The 21552-nt window shown below is 72.5% G+C and carries 17 protein-coding genes; 10 read left to right on the top strand and 7 right to left on the bottom strand.

The window, feature by feature from the left end; translation table 11 throughout:
* Nucleotides 1–22 precede the first annotated feature (22 nt).
* Nucleotides 23–820 (top strand): maleylpyruvate isomerase family mycothiol-dependent enzyme, encoded by a 798-nt coding sequence (locus FB559_RS31140; protein WP_141960287.1) that lies wholly within the window; start codon nucleotides 23–25, stop codon nucleotides 818–820.
* A gap of 115 nt (nucleotides 821–935) precedes the next feature.
* Here FB559_RS31140 and FB559_RS31135 read toward each other — a convergent pair whose 3' ends face one another.
* From FB559_RS31135 to FB559_RS31120, 4 genes are all read right to left on the bottom strand, one after another.
* On the bottom strand, nucleotides 936–1733 hold the full coding sequence (locus tag FB559_RS31135; RefSeq protein WP_141960285.1) for a hypothetical protein: 798 nt from the start codon (nucleotides 1731–1733) through the stop codon (nucleotides 936–938).
* Between the two features lie 100 nt (nucleotides 1734–1833).
* Nucleotides 1834–2838 carry a C40 family peptidase gene (locus FB559_RS31130; protein WP_141960283.1) on the bottom strand — a complete coding sequence of 335 codons (1005 nt, stop codon included), beginning with the start codon at nucleotides 2836–2838 and terminating at the stop codon, nucleotides 1834–1836.
* Nucleotides 2839–2897: 59 nt separating this feature from the next.
* On the bottom strand, nucleotides 2898–3323 hold the full coding sequence (locus FB559_RS31125; protein WP_141960281.1) for an ATP-binding protein: 426 nt from the start codon (nucleotides 3321–3323) through the stop codon (nucleotides 2898–2900).
* Nucleotides 3324–3526: 203 nt separating this feature from the next.
* On the bottom strand, nucleotides 3527–5752 hold the full coding sequence (locus FB559_RS31120; protein ID WP_221640250.1) for an NACHT domain-containing protein: 2226 nt from the start codon (nucleotides 5750–5752) through the stop codon (nucleotides 3527–3529).
* Nucleotides 5753–5955: 203 nt separating this feature from the next.
* Between FB559_RS31120 and FB559_RS31115 the strand changes: the two genes are divergently transcribed.
* Entirely contained in the window at nucleotides 5956–6807 is an 852-nt protein-coding gene (locus FB559_RS31115) for a DUF72 domain-containing protein (RefSeq protein WP_141960279.1), read from the top strand.
* Here the strand turns inward: FB559_RS31115 and FB559_RS31110 are convergent.
* From FB559_RS31110 to FB559_RS31100, 3 genes are all read right to left on the bottom strand, one after another.
* Nucleotides 6804–7475: a type 1 glutamine amidotransferase gene (locus FB559_RS31110; protein ID WP_141960277.1), complete on the bottom strand. Its 672-nt coding sequence runs from the start codon at nucleotides 7473–7475 to the stop codon at nucleotides 6804–6806. The two genes, FB559_RS31115 and FB559_RS31110, sit on opposite strands and share 4 nt — an antisense overlap.
* A 321-nt stretch (nucleotides 7476–7796) precedes the next feature.
* Nucleotides 7797–8087 (bottom strand): hypothetical protein, encoded by a 291-nt coding sequence (locus tag FB559_RS31105; protein ID WP_141960275.1) that lies wholly within the window; start codon nucleotides 8085–8087, stop codon nucleotides 7797–7799.
* Between the two features lie 126 nt (nucleotides 8088–8213).
* A complete protein-coding gene (locus tag FB559_RS31100) occupies nucleotides 8214–8804 on the bottom strand; it encodes a MarR family winged helix-turn-helix transcriptional regulator (protein ID WP_141960273.1) in 591 nt (196 codons plus the stop codon).
* Nucleotides 8805–9217: 413 nt separating this feature from the next.
* On the opposite strand from FB559_RS31100, the gene FB559_RS31095 reads away from it, so the two are divergent.
* The 8 genes from FB559_RS31095 to menC all read left to right on the top strand — a co-directional run bounded on the left by FB559_RS31095 (nucleotide 9218) and on the right by menC (nucleotide 21495).
* Nucleotides 9218–10813 (top strand): ABC transporter substrate-binding protein, encoded by a 1596-nt coding sequence (locus FB559_RS31095; protein WP_141960271.1) that lies wholly within the window; start codon nucleotides 9218–9220, stop codon nucleotides 10811–10813.
* A 131-nt stretch (nucleotides 10814–10944) separates the two neighbouring features.
* The gene (locus FB559_RS31090; RefSeq protein ID WP_141960269.1) at nucleotides 10945–11934 is read left to right on the top strand and encodes an ABC transporter permease; all 990 of its coding nucleotides are present in this window, start codon (nucleotides 10945–10947) and stop codon (nucleotides 11932–11934) included.
* A gap of 3 nt (nucleotides 11935–11937) precedes the next feature.
* On the top strand, nucleotides 11938–13839 hold the full coding sequence (locus FB559_RS31085) for a dipeptide/oligopeptide/nickel ABC transporter permease/ATP-binding protein (RefSeq protein WP_141960267.1): 1902 nt from the start codon (nucleotides 11938–11940) through the stop codon (nucleotides 13837–13839).
* Nucleotides 13836–14924, top strand: a complete 1089-nt coding sequence (locus FB559_RS31080; protein ID WP_141960265.1) for an ABC transporter ATP-binding protein — start codon at nucleotides 13836–13838, stop codon at nucleotides 14922–14924. The genes FB559_RS31085 and FB559_RS31080 overlap by 4 nt, the downstream gene beginning before the upstream one ends.
* Before the next feature lie 14 nt (nucleotides 14925–14938).
* Nucleotides 14939–18310, top strand: a complete 3372-nt coding sequence (locus FB559_RS31075) for a serine hydrolase (protein WP_141960263.1) — start codon at nucleotides 14939–14941, stop codon at nucleotides 18308–18310.
* Nucleotide 18311: 1 nt separating this feature from the next.
* Entirely contained in the window at nucleotides 18312–19469 is a 1158-nt protein-coding gene (locus FB559_RS31070) for a M20 family metallopeptidase (protein ID WP_246122229.1), read from the top strand.
* Nucleotides 19466–20392: a GNAT family N-acetyltransferase gene (locus FB559_RS31065; protein WP_246122227.1), complete on the top strand. Its 927-nt coding sequence runs from the start codon at nucleotides 19466–19468 to the stop codon at nucleotides 20390–20392. The genes FB559_RS31070 and FB559_RS31065 overlap by 4 nt, the downstream gene beginning before the upstream one ends.
* The gene (gene menC, locus FB559_RS31060; protein ID WP_141960261.1) at nucleotides 20389–21495 is read left to right on the top strand and encodes an o-succinylbenzoate synthase; all 1107 of its coding nucleotides are present in this window, start codon (nucleotides 20389–20391) and stop codon (nucleotides 21493–21495) included. The genes FB559_RS31065 and menC overlap by 4 nt, the downstream gene beginning before the upstream one ends.
* Nucleotides 21496–21552 lie beyond the last annotated feature (57 nt).

Below are 21552 nucleotides of genomic sequence, written 5' to 3'. Positions count from 1 at the left end.
GCGACCTCCTGGAGACAGACAGATGACCGACCGAGCAGACGATGTGATCAAGGCACTGCGCTCCGGCCACGACGACCTCGCGGCGCTGGTGCGCGGCTTCACCGCCGACGACCTCGCGCGCCCGTCCGGAGCATCGAAATGGGACATCTCGCAGGTGCTCAGCCACCTGGGCAGCGGCGCGGAGATCAACCTCGCCGCGGTCGAAGGTGCGCTGAACGGCTCCGGCAGCCCCGCCGGTGACTTCAACCAGGGTGTGTGGGCGCGGTGGGACGCCATGTCGCGCGAGGAGCGCGCCGAGGGCTTCCTCACGGCGAACGAGACGCTCGTCCGCCGCTACGAAGGGCTCGACGAGCAGACCAGGGAGAGCCTCCGCATCGACCTGGGATTCCTGCCCGCGCCCATCGACGTGGCGACCTCCGGCCGCATGCGGCTCAACGAGTTCGCCCACCACACCTGGGACGTCAAGGTGGCGTTCGACCCGAAGGCGACTCTGGCGCCGGAGGCAACGCCGCTGCTGTTCGCCCAGGTGGACATGTTCCTGGCCTTCGTCGGCAAGCCCGCGGAGCTGGGTGGCGGGCCGGTCCGCATCGCGGTGAACACCACGGACCCGGAGCGGTCCTTCGGCCTCGAAGTGAGCAGCGAGAAGATGGCTTTCATCGACGCTCCCGACAATCCGGACGCGGTCCTCACCGCACCCGCGGAGTGGTGGCAGCGCCTGGTCACCGGCCGCCACGCACCGGAGCACACCCCGGACACCGTGACGCTCACCGGCTCCACGATCACGCTGGACGACCTGCGCCGCGTCTTCCCCGGCTTCTGACCGGGTTCGCGTGCGCCGGCCACCCGGCGCACGCGAAGGCCGGACGCCCACCGTCGCCGGATCCGGTACGCGCGGAATTCAGTCTGGCGCCTCGTTCCCCCGGTGGCGCCGGGTCTCACGCCCGGCAGTCCGCGGCGCGTGCGTGTTCGGCTATCGCGAGCGCACGGGCGATCTCGCTCGCCGTGAAGGGCACGCCCGGACGGTGGAGCCGGATCGGCCGGCCGCCTGCGGGGAACAGCGACAACGTCTCGCGGTCGTTCGCCTTGGCGGCCGGGACGGGACGCGCGTCGAGCAGGGTGGCGAGCGCGGCCGCCAGGCCCCGCGGGTCCTCGCGGACGGCCGAGGCCAGCAGGAGGGCACGGGTCACCGGGTCGACCAGCTCGTGCATGGAGGCCGGCCGGGCGGTCACCTCGCGACCGCCGGCCGAGCTGAGCGCGGTGACCAGGGTCTCCGCCGGCACGGGCGACGGCATTCGGACGTAGATCTCGTCGACCGTCCCGTCGGTGTCGAGAAGGCTGTTCAGCGACATGATGTTGCCGCCGGCGGCCGCCGTGGCGGCGGCCATCGCCGCGAGCTGGCCCGGGGTGTCACGTACGCGGGCGCGTACCCGCCACAGGCTCGCCGGCGGGTGCGGCTCACCGGCACGGCCACCGCGGCCATGCCGGTGCCGCTCGTGCCGGTGCGTCCACCACAGGTGGCCGGAGACGACGACGAGCAGCACACCGCCGAGCCCGACCAGCAGCATCCAGCCGGTGGCGCGGTGGCCCAGCATCGTGGAGAACAGGTGGGCGATGCCCGCGGCCACGAACAGCGCCGCGAACTCCACGAGGTCGCGGCGCCACGCGCTCCGGCCACGGGCAGGCGAGGCGTGAACGCCCCGGTGGTCAGGTGATCGCCTGCGCTTGAGTCCCATGACGGCCACTCTGCGGATCTCTCGTTGCGGCCGGCCACACGACCCGTGACAACCCCGTTACCTCTCCGGACATGAGCGGGTTGGCGCCCCAGGTGAGGTGCTACAGATAACGGACCGCTCCGGCGTACTGGTCCGCGTACCGGTGCTGGTCCACCTTGACGATCTCCAGCGGGCTCTCCTCGGTCGCGCTGTTGGCGGGCGCGTCGATCTCGTAGCCGTCGCCGATGTACATGCCGACGTGGTGGACCGAGCCGGTTCCGTGGTCGTGCGCGTAGAAGATCAGGTCACCGGGCAGCAGGTCGTCCTTGGCCACCGGTGTTCCGCCGGCCTTCTGCGCACCGGCGTCGCGCGGGATGGTGATGCCGTGCAGGTCGTAGACGGTGTGGGTGAAGCCGGAGCAGTCGAATCCGAACGACGACGTACCGGCCCACAGGTAGTGCAGACCGGCGAACATCTTCGCGGTCCGTACCAGGTCGGTCCCGGTGGGCCGCGGGATGTCCGCCGCCTTGTCGTAGACGGCCACGTCGCGGGCCGAGAGCCAGCGACCGCCGCGGTCGGGGGTCGCGACCAGCACCGCGGAGCCGGTGCGGGCCAGCACCGGCAGGCGGGTGTCGGCCGGCAGCTCCATCTCACGCCGCCGTCCGGCGGGATCGGCGGACAGCCAGGCGGTGTCGGCGGTCACCATCGCGAACGGCCGGGTCCGCCGCAGCGTGCCGAAGGCCGTTCCGGTGACCAGTTGCCGCGCGGGGATCCAGCCCGGGTAGCCGAGCGCGTCGCGCGGGGTCGGCTGGCCGGCGACGGCCACGTGCACCCAGTCGCCCTGCCGTTCCAGAATCCGCACCGGACTGCCGTACGGCGCCTGTGTCTCCAGCCTGCCGACCAGATCGGCGCGCTGCTGCAAGGTCATGTCCGTCGTCCACTTCCGGATGTCGACCGGATTGCCGACCGCGGGCCGGTCCACCGCCCGGTCGGTTGCCGGGGCGACCCACGCCGTGGCCACCGAAACGCCGACATACGCGGTGGCCGGCTCCGCCGTCGCCATGGACGGCGCCGTCACCACTCCGGACAGGACGAGCAGGGCGGCCGACAAACCACGACGGATCATCACAAGAACATTTGACCGAGCCCGCCCGCGAATGTCCACGATGGGCGGAAGAAGATCGCTCAGACGGCCAGCCGGGGATCGAGCTCAAGGGGCTTCTCGAAACGGATCATCGCACCGTGCAGAGGGCGGCTGGTGATCTGCAGGTTCTCGGCGAGGGCGTCGATGATCTGCAGGCCGCGGCCGTGCTCGGCGGTGGCCGCCTGGTCGGCCCGTGCCTGGCCCAACGTCGCGGAATCGAAGCCCCGCCCCGTGTCGACCACCTCGACCACGCAGAGGGAGTTGGTCAGCCGTACCCGGACCTCGTACTCATCACTGGAGTCGGCATGCTGGATGACGTTCGCGCACGCCTCCCCCAGGGCCAAGGTGATGTCGCTGCGGGTATCGGCCGCCACACGCAGCGCGGTGAGGGACGCGTCCAGCACCTCCCGGGTCAGACGCGCGGTCTCGGCGTCTCTGGGCAGGCACAACACCAGCGAAAGCTTCACAGCGACTACTCCCAACCATTCAGGGGCGCGCCGCCGGCCTCGGGGACTTCGCCCCGGGCCGCCGGGGAACGACCACTGCCGGAGGTGTTATCGGTCATCGACCGGACACCGTCCTTGGACTCGTTCGCGTACGGATCCCTGTCGGTACCCCTCTGTGAGGCACTCGAACACGATCGGCGATCGCATTCGCCCGCGCCGACCGGCTACCGCACCGGCCGCTCGGTCGAATCCCGGTAGGTCTGCGTCAGGCGGTCCTGGAGTTTCGCGTGCCGGAACTGATAGGCGGGTCCGGCCTCACGGAGCAGGCCGACACGGTGCGCGTCGTCCAGGAACCGCATCAGCCTGATCGGGACGCGGTGCCGCGCGTACAGCACGGACAGGGCGGCGAGGTAGGTCGAGCTGGCGCCGGCGAGATCGAAGGTGAGCGCGAACACCACGCCGCCCGCCACGCCGAAGGCGACGCCGGCCTCGATGCCCGCCAAGGGCCCGGCGAAGCCCTTCGCCAGCGCCCCGGCGATGCCGAACGCGGGGCCGAGCGTGAGCCCGAAGGCCACCGAACGGACGTAGACGAGCTCGAGGTCGCGGCGCAGCGTGAAAACGGGCGTCTGCGGCCGTGCGTCCGTCACGGGCGTGCTGACCCACCGGCTCAGGCCGATCGTGAACCCGCCGGCGGCACCGACGGCCAGCCCGAACACCAGGCTCTCCCGTACGCCGCCGATCAGCCCGCCGATGAGCCCGAACCCGAGAGAGGTGATCATGCCGACGGCGAGCCCGACCGTGAGCCCGAGCGCGAGGTTTCCGGCGAGGGGCCGCAGACGGCCCTTCAGGCGCACGTCCGCGTACGCAGGCTCCACGCCGGAGCTCTTCATCACTTCGAGGAGCACTCCGCCGGTGAGGCCTCCGACCAGTCCCCCGGTCAGACCGCCCGCGAAGCTGAAGATCAGCGCGTCCGCGAGGGTGCCGGGGACCGCGTGCGTCAGCGCGATCGTGAGACCGCCCGTGATCCCCACCGTGACGCCGATGGTGAGCCCCACCGTCAGGGCTCCGACGAGGCTGGTCCAGCGGCGGTGGACCTCGCGATAGAGCTGCCACCACTGAAAGTCGCGCGTGCCGCTCCTGCTCATGTGGTGGGCGATGAACGACAGCCAGCGCTCGGCATCGCCCGAGTCCCACACATGGCGCGGCCGGAACGGATGGTCGTGGTACCGCGGGTCGTCGGGATCATGTTCGGCCGAGATGGTGGACAGGGCGGAATGGACGAGGTTGTCGAGCAGATGCTCGGCGACGGCGTCGGCCGTGGGAAAGCGAGCCGTGTCGCAGAGCGCCGCCGGGTCACTGCGGGTGTCGATGTAGACCTTGCGTAACAGCCACAGCGTGAGCGGCGTGGACAGGGCCTGGGCCACCGGTCCGTTCGGGCGGGACTTGATCGTTGCCAGCAGCTTCGGCCAGCCACCGGACTGGCCGGGCACCAGGCGGTTCGTGATGTACGCGGCGGCGTCGGCCGCCTTGATCGGGCGGGGCTCGATGACGGCGCCACCGGCGAGCAGGTGACCGGCCGACATCTCCGCCGCCGCCTGGTACTCCTTGGTCCGGCAGGTGAGGATGACCGACTCGGTGGTGGCCGCCGCGTTCAGCGCGGACAGGACCTGCGGCTGCACACTTGGGGGCAGTTCGTCCAGCCCGTCCAGAACGGGCAGCAGGCGCCGCTGGGAGACCAGGGCCCGCGGCGCGTCCGGCCCGAAGTCGGCCGCCCGCAGCGCGGGATAGTTCTCCGCGAGCCGCCGGGTCAGCCACCTGTGCACGGGCTCGGTGCCGGGGTCCCATCCGGCCATCGACAGGAAGACGGGCACCGGCTCCCCCGGCCTGCGGTCCTCCAGCAGCGTGCGGAGCAGCAGCACCGCCAGTGTGGTCTTGCCCGTACCGGGCGCGCCGAGGATCACCAGCCTCCGCCGCGCCAGCTGCCGGAACCGGTGCGCCATGTCGTCCATCCGGTCGGTACGGCCGTTGAACCGGACCCGGCCGAGCCGGAGCCAGGAGCGGACACGACGGGGTCCGTCGACGCGACCGGCGTCGTCCATGACGTCGAGCTCCGTCAGCCGCCATCGAACCGCCAGCCGGGTCACGTCGTCGAGCCCGCGGATGCGGATCTCCTCGCGCCACTGGCTGCTCACCAGCAGCGCCAGCGCCTGGTGTGCCCGCTCCACCTGTTCCAGGGTGCTGGTCTTGGCCGACAGGGAGTTCCACCACACCCTCAGCCCGACCGCCAGGGGCGGGACCGCGAGCACCACCGAGACCAGCTGGGCCACGTTCGCCGCGGTCGGCAGGCTTCCCCCGCGTAACGCCCCGCCGATCATCAGCAGGATCACGGTCGAGCCGGCGATGCCCGTGACGACCACGAACCCGCGCCACCGCGAACCGCTACGCGCCACCGCGACCGCCCACCTCACGCCGGCCGCGGCCCGGCGGCGCCGTCTGACCCATCTCACCTCGCGTGATCGCTCGGCCACCAGCTCACGTGGAGCATCTCCTCACCCGGAGAACGCGTCAAGCCTCGGCGCCGGAGGATCCCCAGGGACGTTCGCGCGGCCACCGGCCGGAGCGTTCGGCGCCGGCCTTCGATAACGTCGGGTGCGTGCGGCTTCATGTGGGATGCGCGATGTGGACTCACGCGCCGTGGCGGGGGCGCTTCCTGCCTCATCCGCTCCCTCCCCAGGATCGCCTGAGGGCCTACGCGACCTGGTGCAACGCGGTGGAGGGCAACACGACGTTCTACGCGACGCCGGCGACGGACGCGGTGGAGTCGTGGGCGCGGCAGACCGGTCCCGACTTCCGGCTGGTGGTCAAGCTGCCCAAGTCGATCACGCATGAGCGCCGGCTTCAGGGGGCCGACGAGGAGCTGCGCGCCTTTCTGCGCGCGATCGAGCCGCTCGGGCCGCGCGCCCATGCCCTCTGGGTACAGCTTCCGGCCTCGTTCGCCCCGGGCGACCTCGGCGCCCTGGCCGCCTTCCTCCGCGACCTCCCCCGCTCACACCGGTACGCCGTCGAGGTGCGCCATCGCGCGTTCTTCGAGGACGCGCGGTCCGAGCGGCTCCTCGAAGGGGTTCTCACCGGCGCCGGCGCCGAATGGGTCCCCTTCGACACCACCACGCTCTTCCAGAGTCCGCCGGTCAGCGACGCCGAGCGGGACGCGTGGATGAAGAAGCCGCGGGTGCCGTACAGGTCGCGGGCGCTCACCGACCGGCCGATCGTCCGCTACCTCGGCCGCGACTCCACGGAGCGTACGGTCGAGGGCTGGCAGCGGTGGATCGGCACGGTCACCGAATGGCTGCGCGAGGGCCGCTCACCGACCGTGTTCGTTCACACACCCGACAACGCCGACGCACCGGCGCTAGCGCGCCGCTTCCACGACGAGGTACGTGCCCGTCTCCCCGGGATCGAGCCCCTGCCCGAGCCGGATCCGGTCGAGCCGCTCACTCTCTTCTAGGGCGAACCCTCACGGTCGCCCACGGCGAAGCCGGAGGGCTCGTGGGCGGCCCCGCGTACGACGCTCGCGAAGTTGGCCGCGAGGCGCCGCGCGTGGCGTGCCGACTCCGGCTCGGCCTTGTCGGCCTCGGCGCGGAGCACGCGCAGGTCCAGCCCGGCGTCGGCCAGGGCGGACTCGTCCCATTGGCCGAGCCGGTCGGCACCGGCCTCCGGGTGGAACTGCACGCCCCAGGCCCGCTCCCCCACGCGGAACGCCTGCACCGGGCAGGCTTCGCTCTCGGCGAGCCGGACGGCGCCGGGCGGAAGCCCGGTGATCTGGTCGCGGTGGTTCTGGATGACGCGGAACTCGCCCGGCAGGCCCGCGAACAGCGGGTCGGTTCCGGCCTCGCCGCGCAGCGAGACGCGACACGACCCACGCTCCGGCGAGCCGTGGCATCCGCGCACCGTGCCTCCCGTCGCCGCGGCGAGCACCTGGGCGCCCAGGCAGATGCCCAGCAGCGGGACACCTCGGGCCACCGCGCGCCGGGCGAGCTCACGTTCCGCCGGCAGCCAGGGGGCCGCACGGTCGTCGTCGGGCAGGAAACGGCCGCCGAGCAGGACCACCGCGTCGAAGCCGTCCGGCGAGCCGGGGGCCGAAGCACCGTCGACCTCCACGATCCGCAGCCCCATCTCCTCCCACCACGGACGAAATCGTCCGAGTCTGCTCCGCTCCGTGTTGCGGACGGCCAGCACTCGGAGGGGCCGGGAAGAGAAGGAAGGCACTGTCACGCTCCGTCGACGTCTCGTAGGACCGTACAACGCCGCACCGGGTCCTCCCTCTCATGGGAGCCGATGCGGCGGGTCGTTCCGGCCGACCGGCCCCGAGGCCGTCCCCATCGGGCTCGGGACCGGTCGATCCGCGGCGCCGCGGCCGGTACGGATCACCGGGCGGCGTGTGACGGGCCGGGCCCCTACCCCAATGTCCGGGCCCGGTCTCGTTGGCTCCAGGCTTCAGTGACTCACCGCGACGTTGTGGTCGCTGTCGTGAATCACGATCCGGACATGGTGGTCGGCGTGGTCGTAGTGCCTCCAGCCATGGTGGTGGTGATGCCGGTAATACCACGAGCGGTAGTGGTCCGCGTGGTGACGTCCCGTCGATGTCGCGATCGTCTGGACGTACGCCACGTCACTCCGCGCGGACGCCTGCGTGGTCTGTGCCGACGCTGGTGAACCCCCGACGAAGAGCGCACCGGCCGTTGCGGCGGCCGCGAGGCCCACAGAGGCGATGGTCTTCTTCAACATGTCGATCTCCCCGTACTCGTTCCCGTACGGCGTGTTCGCCGTACACCTGGTCACAAGCACCGGGAGCGGTCAAACCTTCGAAACCCTTGACCCGCGCAATGATCGGAAATAAATCGGCGACCGGTCTCACGATCGCCGGTCGCGGATGCCCTCCGGCCGCCACACGGATCGGGGCAGCGCGGCCACTTCGCCCAGTCGCTCCAGCGGCATCCGGCCGTCGTCGCAGCTGTCGCGGATGTGCTCGACGGCACGGGGAAGTACGGCGTCGCGTACCGCCTGCCCCTGTTCGGTCAGCACGAGGTGCGTGACGCGCCCGTCCCAGACGTCGTCCACTCTGGCCAGCAGACCGCGCGTCACCAGGCGGTCCACGAGACGGGTCAGCCCGCTGGGCGAGAGCCCCACCTCACTCGCCAGCCGTGCCGCCGCGTCGCCGCGGCCGGCCGTCCGCCCGCCAGACGGGGCGGCCGGGATCATCGAGAGGACATGCATCTCGGTGAGGTTGAGCCGATGCTCCTCACGCAGCCACCCGTCCAGCTGCCGGAGCCGCGAGTGCAGGAGGTGCAGCGTGCCGATGAGCTCGCCGGCCCGTGCGTCGCCGCCCGGTGCCGCGCCCGGTTCGGTCCGCGTGTCCGCGGCCGTGCGCCGCTGCGGTCGAATCTGCCCGCTCTGCCGGGCCTGAAAGATCTGCCGTGCGCGCTCGACCGCGTACTCACTCATCGCCTGCCCCCCGGTTTCCCCGTTTCAGAGCCAACTCTTCGCAAAGCTTCAGGTATTCCCAGGTCAGTGGGCTTTCGTCGCGGAACGCCGACATGATGATCGCCCAGCGTCACCTCCCTACGCGCGCCGCGATCCGGCCGGAGCCGTCGGCACCGAGCGGCTGCCGCCCGGCATGAGCCGCGAGGTCACGGGCAGGCCGCGGTCGTGGCGGCCTGCCCGCACCGGTCCGGCACCGCCTTTTCTCCCAGGTCAATGGGCCGGTCATGCCATTCGAGCATGGTGAGTTCCGGTCACCGGCCCATCCCTTTGGGCGCAGCGGACGAGACAGACCGTGAATCCTCGTCCGGGCGTACGAAGACAGGCCCGATTCGACGGATAAGGCTGCGCCCCAGCGATTCCCGACTGGAGGCACGATGAAATCCATACTGGCCGTCACGGCGGCGGGCGTGCTCACACTGACCCTGGCCGCCTGCGGCGGTGGCGGGAGTTCCGGGGGGACCTCCGGCAGCCAGGCCCTGGCCGACGGCAAGACGTTCACCATGGCGCTGCGCGGGGACCCCGGCAACCTCGATCCGCAGTTCACCTCGCTGTCGATCACTCTGGCGACGGATCGCTTCCTTTACGACTCCCTGCTCAACATCGACCCGAACGGCGGATTGGTCGCCGGACTCGCCGACAAATGGCAGGGCACGACGACCAAGGCGACGTTCAGCCTCCGTAAGGGCGTCACCTGTTCCGACGGCACTCCGCTGACCGCCGGCGACGTCGCGGCGAACATCAACTTCGTCGGCGACGCCAAGAACGCCTCGACCCGGATCGGCCTGTACGTGCCGGCGGGAGCGAAGGCCACCGCGGACGACGCGGCCGGCACGGTGACGGTCACCTCCCCGACGCCGGACGCGTTCCTGACCCACAATCTCGGCGCGCTGCAGATCGTGTGCCGCCAGGGAATGAAGAACCGCGGCCTGCTCAAGCAGGGCGCCGACGGCACCGGGATGTACAAGCTGACCGAGGCGGTCTCCGGCGACCACTACACGCTGACCCGGCGCAAGGACTACGCGTGGGGGCCGGGCGCCTGGCGGACCGGGCAGCACGGGCTGCCGGACCGCGTGGTGTTCAAGATCGTCACCAGCGAGACCACGGCCACGAACCTGTTGCTCTCCCGTCAGGTCAACGCCGTGCAGCTGGCCGGGGCGGACCGGCAGCGCCTGACGGCCGCCAAGACGTTCAGGCGGGACGTCGTCGCACCACTGGGCGAGCTGTGGTTCAACGAGAAGGCCGGGTTCCCCGGAGCGGACGAGACCGTACGGCGAGCGCTGACGCAGGCACTGGACCTCGGCCAGCTCGGCCAGGTGGTGACGAGCGGCACCGGGCAGCCGGCCACCGGCCTGGTCGCGCCCGGCATGGGCCCGTGTAAGCAGCAGCCGATCGCCTCGAGTCTGCCCGCCCATGACATGAACGCGGCCCGATCGGCCCTCGACGCCGCCGGCTGGACGGCCGGCGCAGGCGGCGTCCGGGCCAAGGACGGCCGGAAACTGTCCATCGCGTTCTACTACTCCACCAGTCTCGGCCCGGCGATGCAGGCGGGCGCCGAACTGGTGCAGAAGACCTGGAAGGCCATCGGGGTGGACGTCTCGCTCAAGGGCGTGACGGACACCGAGACGGGGCGGCTCATCGCCGGTGGGCAGGGCGCGTGGAACGCCACCATCCTCCCGCTCGGCCTCACGCTGCCCAGTGAGGCGGTTCCCTTCCTGTCCGGCCCGACGCCGCCGAACGGCACCAACTTCGCCGGCATCAAGAACGCCGGCTACCTGGCCGGGGTCAAGGCGGCGTCGGCGGTCGAGGGCGCGGCCGGCTGCGACAAGTGGACCGCGGCGGAGAAGGCGCTGTACGAGCACGTCGACCTGGTGCCGTTCGTCGACTCTGTGGCTCCGATCTTCGGGCAGGGCGCCCGGTTCGACCTGGTCGAGGGCAACGTCGCGCCCAGCTCGATCCGCATGCTCGGCTGACCGATGACCGGCGTTCGGTACGAGCGGACAGGTCCGGACCATGCTGTTGGTGCGCCCGGACGAACATCGACATCGGGAGTCCGGGCACCATCACGGTTGGACAGGAACGAACCGGGACGGAGGCCGCATCCGTGACGAACGCCGCCGTCGACGCCCGTACGTTCCCGGGCCTGGACGGTGCCTGGGCGCGGTTCGCCCTGCGCCGGCTCGGGCGCCTGCTGGTCTCCGTGTGGGTGCTGGTGACCGCGGCCTTCCTGATGATCCATCTGATTCCGGGTGATCCGGTACGCGCTGCGCTGGGCACGACGGCGCCGGCGAGTCTCGTGGCGGCGCGCCGTGCCGCGCTGGGCCTGAACGATCCGCTGCCGGTGCAGTACGCCCACTACCTGCGCGAGCTGTTCCAGGGGAGGCTGGGGACGTCGATGACCTCCGGCCTCCCCGTGTCGCAGGTGATCGGCGACCGGCTCCCGGCGACGCTGGAGGTCGCCGTGCTCGCGTTCGCGCTGGCGGCCCTCATCTCGGTCCCGCTGGGGCTGACGATGGCGGCGCTGACCCGCGGCGGCCGGCGCAGGCCGACCGAGCTAGCGTTCACCTCCACCAGCGTCGTGCTCGCGGCGATCCCGGAGTTCCTGCTGGCCGTCGGCCTGGTGTACGTGTTCGGGGTGCACCTGGGCTGGGTGCCGGTCGCGGGCCGGGCCGGCCCTGCCTCCTACATCCTGCCGGTCGTCTCCCTCGCGGTCGGCCCGGCCGCCGTGCTCGCGCGGATCGTCCGGGTGGAGACGCTCTCGGTGCTGCAGGCCGACTACATCCGCACCGCGCGGGCCAAGCGGCTGCCCGACCGGCTGATCTACCTGCGCCATGCCCTGCCCAACGCACTGACGGCGACGATCACGATCGGCGGGCTGCTGCTGAGCGCGATGGTCGCCGGAACGGTCCTGGTCGAGAACGTGTTCGCGTGGCCGGGGCTGGGCAGCACGATCATCCAGTCGATCCAGGCGAAGGACTATCCGGTCGTCCAGGGCATCGTGCTCGTCTACGGTGCCGGCGTGCTCCTGGTCAACCTCGCGGTCGACGTCACGCTCGCGCTGCTGGATCCACGCTCGACGATCAGGGAGAGCTGAGCGATGGCGTCACGTCTCAGGTCGAGATGGGCCGGTGTGCTGCGGACCCCGGTCGGGGCAGCCGCGGCGGCGCTGCTGGCCGCGGTCCTCCTGCTGGCCCTGCTGGCGCCGCTGCTGTGGTCCGCGCGGGCGAACGCGGTGCACACCGACCTGATCACGCGCGGCTCGTCGGCGGCGCACTGGATGGGCACGGACAACCTCGGGCGGGACATCTTCTTCCGTGTGCTGGTCGCGACGCGGCTCTCGGTGGAGCTGGCCCTGCTGGCGACCGTGATCGGCGTGGTGGCCGGCCTGCTGCTGGGAACGGCGTCCCTCTCACTCGGAGCACGCGCCGGCCGGTTGGTGACGGCGGTGGTGAACATCGCGGTGGCGTTCCCAGGACTGCTGCTGGCGCTCTTCTTCGCCGTGATCTTCGGCACCGGGACCAAGGGTGCGGTCCTGGCGATCGGCCTGGCGATCGCGCCGGGATTCGCCCGCCTGACCCAGACGCTCGTGGCCACGACCTCCGGACGTGACTTCGTCGCCGCGGCCCGCGTCGCCGGCGTGGGCCGGTTCCGCCTGCTCGTCCGGCACGTCCTTCCCAACATCGGCGAGCCTTTGGTCGTCAACGCGACGATCGCGGCCGGCGGCGCACTGCTCGCCTTCGCGGGACTGTCGTTCCTCGGCATCGGGGTGCGGGCTCCGGACTACGACTGGGGGCGGCTGCTCGGGGAGGGGCTGAGCGGCATCTACGTCCATCCGGGCGGGGCGCTGGCCCCAGGGGTCGCCGTCGTGGTGGCCGGCCTGGCGTTCAACCTGTTCGGTGAGGCGATCGCCAAGGGCATCGGGCAGCGCACCGCCGTCGAGCGCCGCGTGCGTCCGACGGCGGCGGGGCCGGCCGTGGCGCCCACCCGGCCGGTGGCGGCGGGTGAGGATCCGGTGCTCGTGGTCGAGGGCCTGCGGGTCGCCTTCCCGGGCCCGTACGGTCCCGTCACACCGGTACGCGGCGTCGACCTCGCGCTTCGACGCGGCGAGGCAGCCGGGATCGTCGGGGAGTCCGGGGCCGGCAAGAGCCTCACCGCCCTGGCGATCGCCCAGCTGATCGAGGAACCGGGCCAGGTCCACGCCGACCGGCTGGAGTTCCTGGGCGAGGACCTGCTCGGCGCCTCCGCCCGTACCAAGCGGCACCTGCTCGGCACCTCCCTCGCCATGGTGTTCCAGGACCCGATGACGTCGTTCAACCCGGCCAGGCGGATCGGCCGCCAGCTCGCCGAGGTGGCCGAGCAGCACCAGGGCATGAACCGCGCGCAGGCCCTGGCGCGCGCGGTCGACCGGCTGCGCGCCGTCCGTGTCCCGGCGCCCGAACGGCGGGTCCGGCAGTTCCCGCATGAGTTCTCCGGTGGCATGCGTCAGCGCGCGATGATCAGCATGGGTCTCATGGGCACCCCGGCCCTCATCGTGGCCGACGAGCCGACCACGGCGCTGGACGTGACCGTGCAGCGGCAGGTGCTGCGCCTGCTGGAGTCCATCCGGGCCACCGACGACGTCGCGCTGCTGCTCATCAGCCACGACATCACGGTCGTCGGGCAGGCGTGCGATCGGGTCCTGGTGATGTACGCGGGGCGGATCGTCGAGGATCTGCCCGCCGCGGACCTGCGGACCCACGCCCGCCACCCCTACACGCGCGCCCTCCTCGCCGCCGTACCGGACATGGACACGGACCGCGACCGGCCGCTGGCCGTCATCCCGGGCCGGCCACCCGACCCGGCGCGGCCACCGGGGGGCTGCGCGTTCGCACCGCGCTGTGCCTTCTCCGACGAGTCGTGCACCGAGGCCGACCCCGCGCTCGTCGACGACGGCGAGGGCCGGTGGGTCGCGTGCTGGCATGCGGACCTCACCACCGCGGCGGCAGGTGAGCGGCCGTGAGCGAGCTGAGGTTCGACGATCTCACCGTACGGTTCGGAACCCGCAGGCGCGGCATCACCGCCGTCGACCACGTCGACCTCACGGTCCCTCCGGGCACGGTCGTCGGGCTCGTCGGTGAGTCCGGTTCGGGCAAGTCCACCCTCGCCCGTGCGGCGGTCGGGCTGACGCCGGTCACCGGTGGGCGCGTCCTGCTCGACGGGCGGCCTCCGCGCCGTGGCTCGCGCGGTGCGGCACGGCGGCCCATCCAACTGGTCTTCCAGGACCCGTACTCGTCACTGGACCCGCGCATGACGATCGGGGCCTCGATCGCCGAGGCCATTCCCCGCGGCGCCGTACGAGGATCGGCCGACCGCCGGGGCGAGGTCGCCCGCCTCCTCGGACTCGTCGGCCTGGCCGCCGGGCACGCCGGTGAGTATCCGGCCGCGCTGTCCGGCGGCCAGTGCCAGCGCGTCGCGCTCGCCCGCGCGCTCGCGGGACGGCCCGATGTGATCATCGCCGACGAGATCACCTCGGCGCTCGACGTGTCCGTACAGGGCACGGTGCTGAACCTCGTACGGGACCTGCAGCGGCGGATGCGGCTGTCGATGCTGTTCATCTCCCACGACCTCACGGTCGTGCGCTACGTCAGCGACGTGATCGCGGTGATGTACCTCGGCAGGATCGTCGAGTACGGGCCGGCCGACGACGTCCTGGCGGAGCCTCAGCATCCCTACACGCGTGAGCTGCTGGCCGCCGCTCCCCGGCCCGGCGCCGCGCCGGTGGACCTGCCCGACCCGGACCCGGCCCTGCGGGCCGTGGCCGACGCCGAACCCGCCGATCCGCACCATCCGCCGCCCGGCTGCCGGTTCCACCCCCGTTGTCCCATCGGTCCCCTGGTCCGCGACGACCGCGAGGCCTGCCGGGAGACCGAGCCGGCCGCCGAGGGGCATCGGCACCGGGCGGCCTGCCACTTCGCGGACGCGGCCTCCGGTTCCCCCGAGCCCGACCACGAGCGACCCGACCACGGGCGATCGGACCACGGGCAATCCGACCACGGACCCCCGGGCACCGGAACCAGCCAGGAGATCTCAGGCACCGCCATCTGATCGAGGAGTAGCCGGTGACACACCCGACCGAGCCGACGACGGAGACGCGCCGTCAGCGCATCGACGACCTGACCGCGTTCGCCGTACCCGAGCAACCGGCGCTGTCCCCCGATGGCGCCGAGTGCCTCTACGTGCTGCGCACCTGCGACACCGACGCCGACCGGAACCTGCGCTCCATCTGGCGCGTCGGCGCCCGCACCGGCCGGCCGCGACGACTCACTCACGGCGAGGCCGACTCGTCACCGGCGTGGTCACCGGACGGGAAGGACATCGCGTTCCTGCGCGCGCGTGACGGCGCACCGCAGATCTGGCTGCTCCCCGCCGGCGGCGGGGAGGCCGAGCAGCTGACCACGCTGCCGCTCGGGGCCGGTGCGCCGGTGTGGAGCCCCGACGGTTCGAAGATCGCCTTCGCGGCCGCCGTGGATCCGTTCGCGGCCGAGACGGGAGGGCGCGCGGACGCGCCGATCGTCGCCGACCGGCTCGACTACCAGGCCGACGGCGCGGGCCTGCTGGGCGCGGTGCGCAAGCACCTCCACGTGCTCGACCTGGACACGAGGCGGTGCCGCCAGGTCACCGAGGGCGACTGGCACGCCGGCGATCCGGCCTGGTCACCGGACTCGGCGCGGCTGGCGTTCGGTGCGCCGACGGCACCGGACGCGGACCTGCGGGCCCGCATGCCCGTCCACGTCCTCGACGTGACCGGCGAGCACGCGAGGCCGGAGCCGGCCGGCCTGGCCGAAGGCTTCGCGGGCACCGCTCTGTGGACCGCGGACGGGTCGGCGCTCCTCGTCGCGGGCATGGCCGGCGCACCGGTGGGGCACGCACGCCTCCTGCGCGTCCCGCTGGACGGCGGTGCGCCCGCGGACCTCACCGAAACGCTCGACCGCAACGTGATGCCGGGCGGGCCGGGCTATCCCGGCGCCCTGCCCCAGCTCGCCGACGGCGGCCGTACGGTGCTGTTCTGCGCGCGCGAGCGTGGCTGCACCCACCTGTACGCGGTGCCCGCCGACGGCGGCACGCCGCGCACGCTCCTGGGCGGTGCCGGCCGCAGCGTCCTCGGCCTGTCGGTGGCGGGTGAGGTGGCCGTCGCCGTGCTGGCCACGCCCACCTCCTTCGGCGAGATCGTCACCCTGGACCTCACGACGGGCACCGAGACCGTACGCACCGAGCACGGAGCCGGGGGCCTGGCCGGCGTCGACCTGTTCCCGCGCGAGGAGTGGGAGTTCACCGTCTCCGACGGCACCGCCGTCCAGGGCTGGCTCATCCGCGACGAGTCCGTGGAGGGGCCGCGGCCGCTGCTCCTGGACATCCACGGCGGGCCGCACAACGCCTGGAACGGCGCCGCCGACGAGGCGCACCTCTACCACCGGGAGCTCGCCGCGCGCGGCTGGGCGATCCTGCTGCTGAACCCGCGCGGCAGCGACGGGTACGGCGAGGCGTTCTGGAACGCCGCGCTCGGCGCGTGGGGCGAGGCCGACGCGAAGGACTTCCTCGAGCCGATCGACGACCTCGTCGCGGCGGGGATCGCCGACCCTGCCCGGCTGGCCGTCACCGGCTACAGCTACGGCGGGTACATGACCTGCTTCCTCACCGCCCAGGACGACCGGTTCGCGGCGGCGGTGGCCGGCGGTGTGGTCAGCGACCTGGTCAGCATGGGCGGCGCCTCCGACGACGGGCACCTCATCAGCGAGTACGAGCTCCACGGCACGCCGTGGTCCGCTCCGGACCGGTACGCGGCGATGTCGCCGCTGACCCGGGTCGGCCAGGTGAGGACGCCGACCCTGGTCGTGCACGGCGCCGCCGACCTGCGCTGCCCCGTCGGCCAGGCCCAGCAGTGGCACACGGCGCTGCGCGAGCGCGGAGTACCGACCCGGCTCGTCCTCTACCCGGAGGCCTCGCACCTGTTCATCCTCGACGGGCGGCCCTCGCACCGGCTCGACTTCAACCGCCGCGTCGTCGACTGGGTGGAGCAGTACGCCGCCGGCGGCTCACGTCCCGGCCGTCCCCGCCTCGACGCCGCGCACTGGCGGCGCCGCCTGGCCGCGATCGCCGAGCGGCATCGCGTACCCGGTGCCACGCTGGGCATCATGCGGATGGGCACGGACGGAGAGGACGAGGTGGTCGAGGCGGCGTACGGCGTCCTGAACAAGGACACCGGCGTCGAGACGACCACCGACTCGGTCTTCCAGATCGGCTCGATCTCCAAGGTCTGGACCACGACGGTCGCCATGCAACTCGTCGACGAGGGGCTGCTCGACCTCGACGCCCCGGTCGCCGAGGTGCTCCCCGAGCTGCGGCTGTCCGATCCGGACGTCGCCAAGCGGGTGACGCTGCGCCATCTGCTCACGCACACGAGCGGCATCGACGGCGACGTCTTCACCGACACGGGGCGCGGAGACGACTGCCTCGAGAAGTACGTGGCGCTGCTCGCCGACGTGGCACAGAACCATCCGCTGGACGCCACCTGGTCCTACTGCAACGCCGGTTTCTCCCTGGTCGGGCGGGTCATCGAGAAGCTGACCGGCGGCACGTGGGACGAGGCCATGCGGCAGCGGCTCTTCGTACCGCTCGGACTGGAACGCACCGTGACGCTGCCGGAGGAGGCGCTCCTGCACCGGGCCGCCGTCGGGCACGTGACCGTCGGCGGCGCCGAGCCGGTACGCGCGCCGGTCTGGGGGCTGGCACGGTCGGCCGGGCCCGCCGGGCTGATCAGCGCGACCGCCGCCGACGTGCTCGCCTTCGCGCGGATGCACCTGGCCGGCGGCGTCGCCGCGGACGGCACCCGGATACTCGCCGAGTCGAGCGCCACGGCGATGACGGAACACCAGGTCGAACTGCCGGACAAGCACATCCTCGGCGACTCATGGGGCCTCGGCTGGTTCCGGCTCGGCTGGGACGGCCGCCGGCTCTTCGGGCACGACGGGAACACGCTGGGGCAGTCCGCCTACCTGCGCCTGTTCGCCGACGAGGGGCTGGCGGTCACCCTGCTCACCAACGGCGGCAACACGCACGGGCTGTTCGAGGACCTGTACCGCGAGATCTTCGCCGAGCTCGCCGACATCGCGATTCCTCCCCCGCTCGGCCCTCCGGCCACTCCGGTGACTGTGGACGTGCGGCCCCACGTGGGGACGTACGAGCGGGCGAGTGTACGGATGGAGGTACGCGACGGCGAGGACGGCCCGCGGCTGCGGACCACGATCACCGGGCCGCTGGCCGAGCTGGTGGCCGAGACGACGGAGGAGTACGCGATGGTGCCCATCGAGGAGAACCTGTACGTCGTCCACGAGGCGGAGCTGCGGACCTGGGTGCCGATGACGTTCTACAGCCTGCCGACGGGCGAGCGATACCTGCACTTCGGCGCGCGCGCCACTCCGAAGGTGGACTGAGGTGGACCTCTCGACTCTCCCCGCCCACATGACCGCCGCGCTGCCGGAGATGCTCGCCGACATCGAGGCGCTGGTGACGTGCGAGTCGCCGTCCGACGACCTGTCCGCCGTCGCCAAGAGCGCCGAGGCCGTGGCACGCGTCGGCGCGCGACGGCTCGGCGCCGCCCCCGAACGCATCGTCCTGGAGGGCCGTACGCACCTGCGCTGGCGTCTCGGGGACGGGCCGTCACGCGTACTGCTGCTCGGTCACCACGACACGGTCTGGCCGCTCGGCACGCTGGTGACCCGCCCGTACGCGGTCGAGGGCGGTGTGCTGCGCGGCCCGGGCTGCTTCGACATGAAGGCCGGCCTCGTGCTGGCGATGCACGCCGCGGCACGGCTCCCCGACCCTTCCGGCGTGACGATCCTGGTCACCGCCGATGAGGAGATCGGCTCGCCCAGCTCTCGCGCGCTCATCGAGGCCGAGGCGGCCGGTCCCGTCGCGGCGCTGGTGCTCGAGGCGTCCGCGGACGGCGGCGCGCTCAAGACCGAACGCAAGGGCGTCTCGCTGTACGGGGTGGGCGTCGCGGGCCGGGCCGCGCACGCCGGCCTGGAGCCGGAACGCGGCGTCAACGCCACCGTCGAGCTGGCGCACCAGGTGCTGGCCGTGAGCGCCCTCGCCGCCCCGGGGCGGGGCACGACCGTGACGCCGACACTGATGTCCTCAGGTGTCACGACCAACACCGTGCCCGCCGCCGGCCGGCTGGCCGTGGACGTCCGCGTCCGCGACGCCGCCGAGCAGGACCGGGTCGACGCCGCGATGCGCGCGCTGCGGCCGGCACTGGACGGCGCGCGCCTGGAGATCACCGGTGGCCCGAACCGCCCGCCGCTGGCGGCCGAGGCGTCGGAGCGGCTGTTCGCGCGCGCCGTGGCCGTCTCCGCCGATCTGGGGCTGCCGCCGCCGCGCCGCGCCGCGGTGGGCGGAGGGTCGGACGGCAACTTCACCGCCGGCGCCGGCACGCCGACGCTCGACGGGCTCGGTGCGGTGGGCGGCGGCGCCCACGCCGAGGACGAGCATGTGCTGGTCGCCGAACTGCCGGGGCGCGCCGCGCTGGTCGCGGCGCTCGTGACCGGGCTGCTAGACGAGGCGCGTGCCGCCTCCGGGGAGCTCCGGTCATGACCGTCCCTGATGAGATCACGAGCGGGGAGCGTCTCATGGGTCCTCTCATCGGCGCCGATCCGGGCACCGGCGCCGCGGTGGAGGCCGCCGGCCGCGCCGCGCGTGCGGCGGGCGTCCACATCCGCGAGATCACCGAACTCGGCGACCTCGAGGCGGTGTACCGCCTGTACGACGGGATCTGGCGGCCCGATCCGGCGAACCCGCCGGTGACGACCGAGCTGCTGCGCGCCTTGGCCAAGGCCGGCAACTACGTCACCGGCGCGTTCGAGGGACCACGGCTCGTCGGCGCCTGTGTCGGGTTCTTCCGCCCGCCCGCCGACGAGGCGATGCACAGCCACGTCGCCGGGGTGTCTTCGGCCGCCGCCGGCCGCCATGTCGGCTTCGCCCTCAAGCTGCACCAGCGCGCCTGGGCGATGCTCCGCGGGGTCTCGGAGATCGCGTGGACGTTCGACCCCCTCGTCAGCCGCAACGCCTACTTCAACCTGGGCAAGCTCGCCGCCACGGCCGCGGAGTACCTGCCGAACTTCTACGGCGGCATGAACGATGGCATCAACGGCGACGACGACACCGACCGGCTGCTCGTCCGCTGGGCGCTGAACGCTCCGGAGGTGACGGCGGCGTGCGCCGGCACGGTACGGACGTGCGACGCGGAGTCCGAACGGGCGCGCGGAGCGGTGGTCGCGGTCGCCTGTTCCCCGGACGGATCGCCGGTACCCGGCGTGCTGGAGGGCCGGACGCTGCTGGTGGCCGTGCCGCCGGACATCGCGTCGCTGCGCGCGGCCGATCCCGGGCTGGGCAGGGAGTGGCGCCGCGTGGTACGTGACGTCCTCACGACATCGATGGCCGACGGCGCGTACCTCGCCGGGTTCGACAGGTCCGGCTGGTACGTCCTCAGACGCGACACGACGGAGGATCTCGGATGAAACTCACCGGCGTGGAGCTGCGCCATATCCGCATGCCACTCGTGGCGCCGTTCCGTACCTCCTTCGGGACCACGACGTGGCGGGAGGTCCTGCTGCTGCGCGTCGTCGCCGGGGACGCGGAGGGCTGGGGGGAGTGCGTGGCGATGTCCGACCCGCTGTACTCCTCCGAGTACGCCGACGCCGCGGCGGACGTGCTGAGCCGCTTTCTCATCCCCGCCCTCGCGGCGCACGACCGCCTGGACGCCGGCGCGGTCGCCCCCGCGCTGGAGCGGTTCAAGGGACACCGGATGGCCAAGGCGGCGCTCGAGATGGGCGTGCTGGACGCCGAGCTGCGCGCCCAGGGCCGGCCGATGGCGCGTGAGCTCGGCGCCGTACGTGACCGGGTGCCGTGCGGGGTCTCGGTGGGCATCATGGCCTCGATCGGCGAGCTCCTCGACGCCGTCGAGGGCTATCTCGACGCGGGCTACGTCCGGATCAAGCTGAAGATCGAGCCGGGGTGGGACATCGAGCCGGTGCGCGCGGTACGCGAGCGCTTCGGCGACGACGTGCTGCTGCAGGTCGACGCGAACGCCGCGTACACGCGGGCCGACGCGCGTCATCTCGCCCGGCTGGACCCGTTCGGCCTGCTGCTGATCGAACAGCCCCTCGACGAGGACGACGTTCTCGGCCACGCCGACATCGCCCAGGTCATCGGCACGCCGATCTGCCTGGACGAGTCCATCACCTCGGCCCGCGCCGCCGCCGACGCGATCCGGCTCGGCGCGTGCGCGATCGTCAACGTCAAGCCGGGACGCGTCGGCGGCTACCTCGAGGCGCGCCGCGTACACGACGTCTGCGCCGCGAACGGCGTGCCGGTGTGGTGCGGCGGGATGCTCGAGACCGGGCTGGGCCGGGCGGCGAACGTCGCGCTGGCCGCGCTGCCCGGCTTCACCCTGCCCGGCGACACGTCCGCCTCGGACCGTTACTACCGTACGGACGTCACCGCGCCGTTCGTCCTGGAGGACGGTCACCTCCCGGTGCCGACGGCGCCCGGCATCGGCGTCACACCGCTTCCCGACGAGCTGGAGGCGGTCACGACCAGCACCCGCTGGATTCCGCTGTGAGCCCTGGATGACCTGGGCGTCGCCGCACTACGCTGGGCGCCCCGGCCCCAGGCGGTG

It is taken from the genome of Actinoallomurus bryophytorum, from assembly GCF_006716425.1.
Lineage (GTDB): Bacteria > Actinomycetota > Actinomycetes > Streptosporangiales > Streptosporangiaceae > Actinoallomurus > Actinoallomurus bryophytorum.
This window is presented reverse-complemented; position numbering and strand designations above follow the sequence as displayed.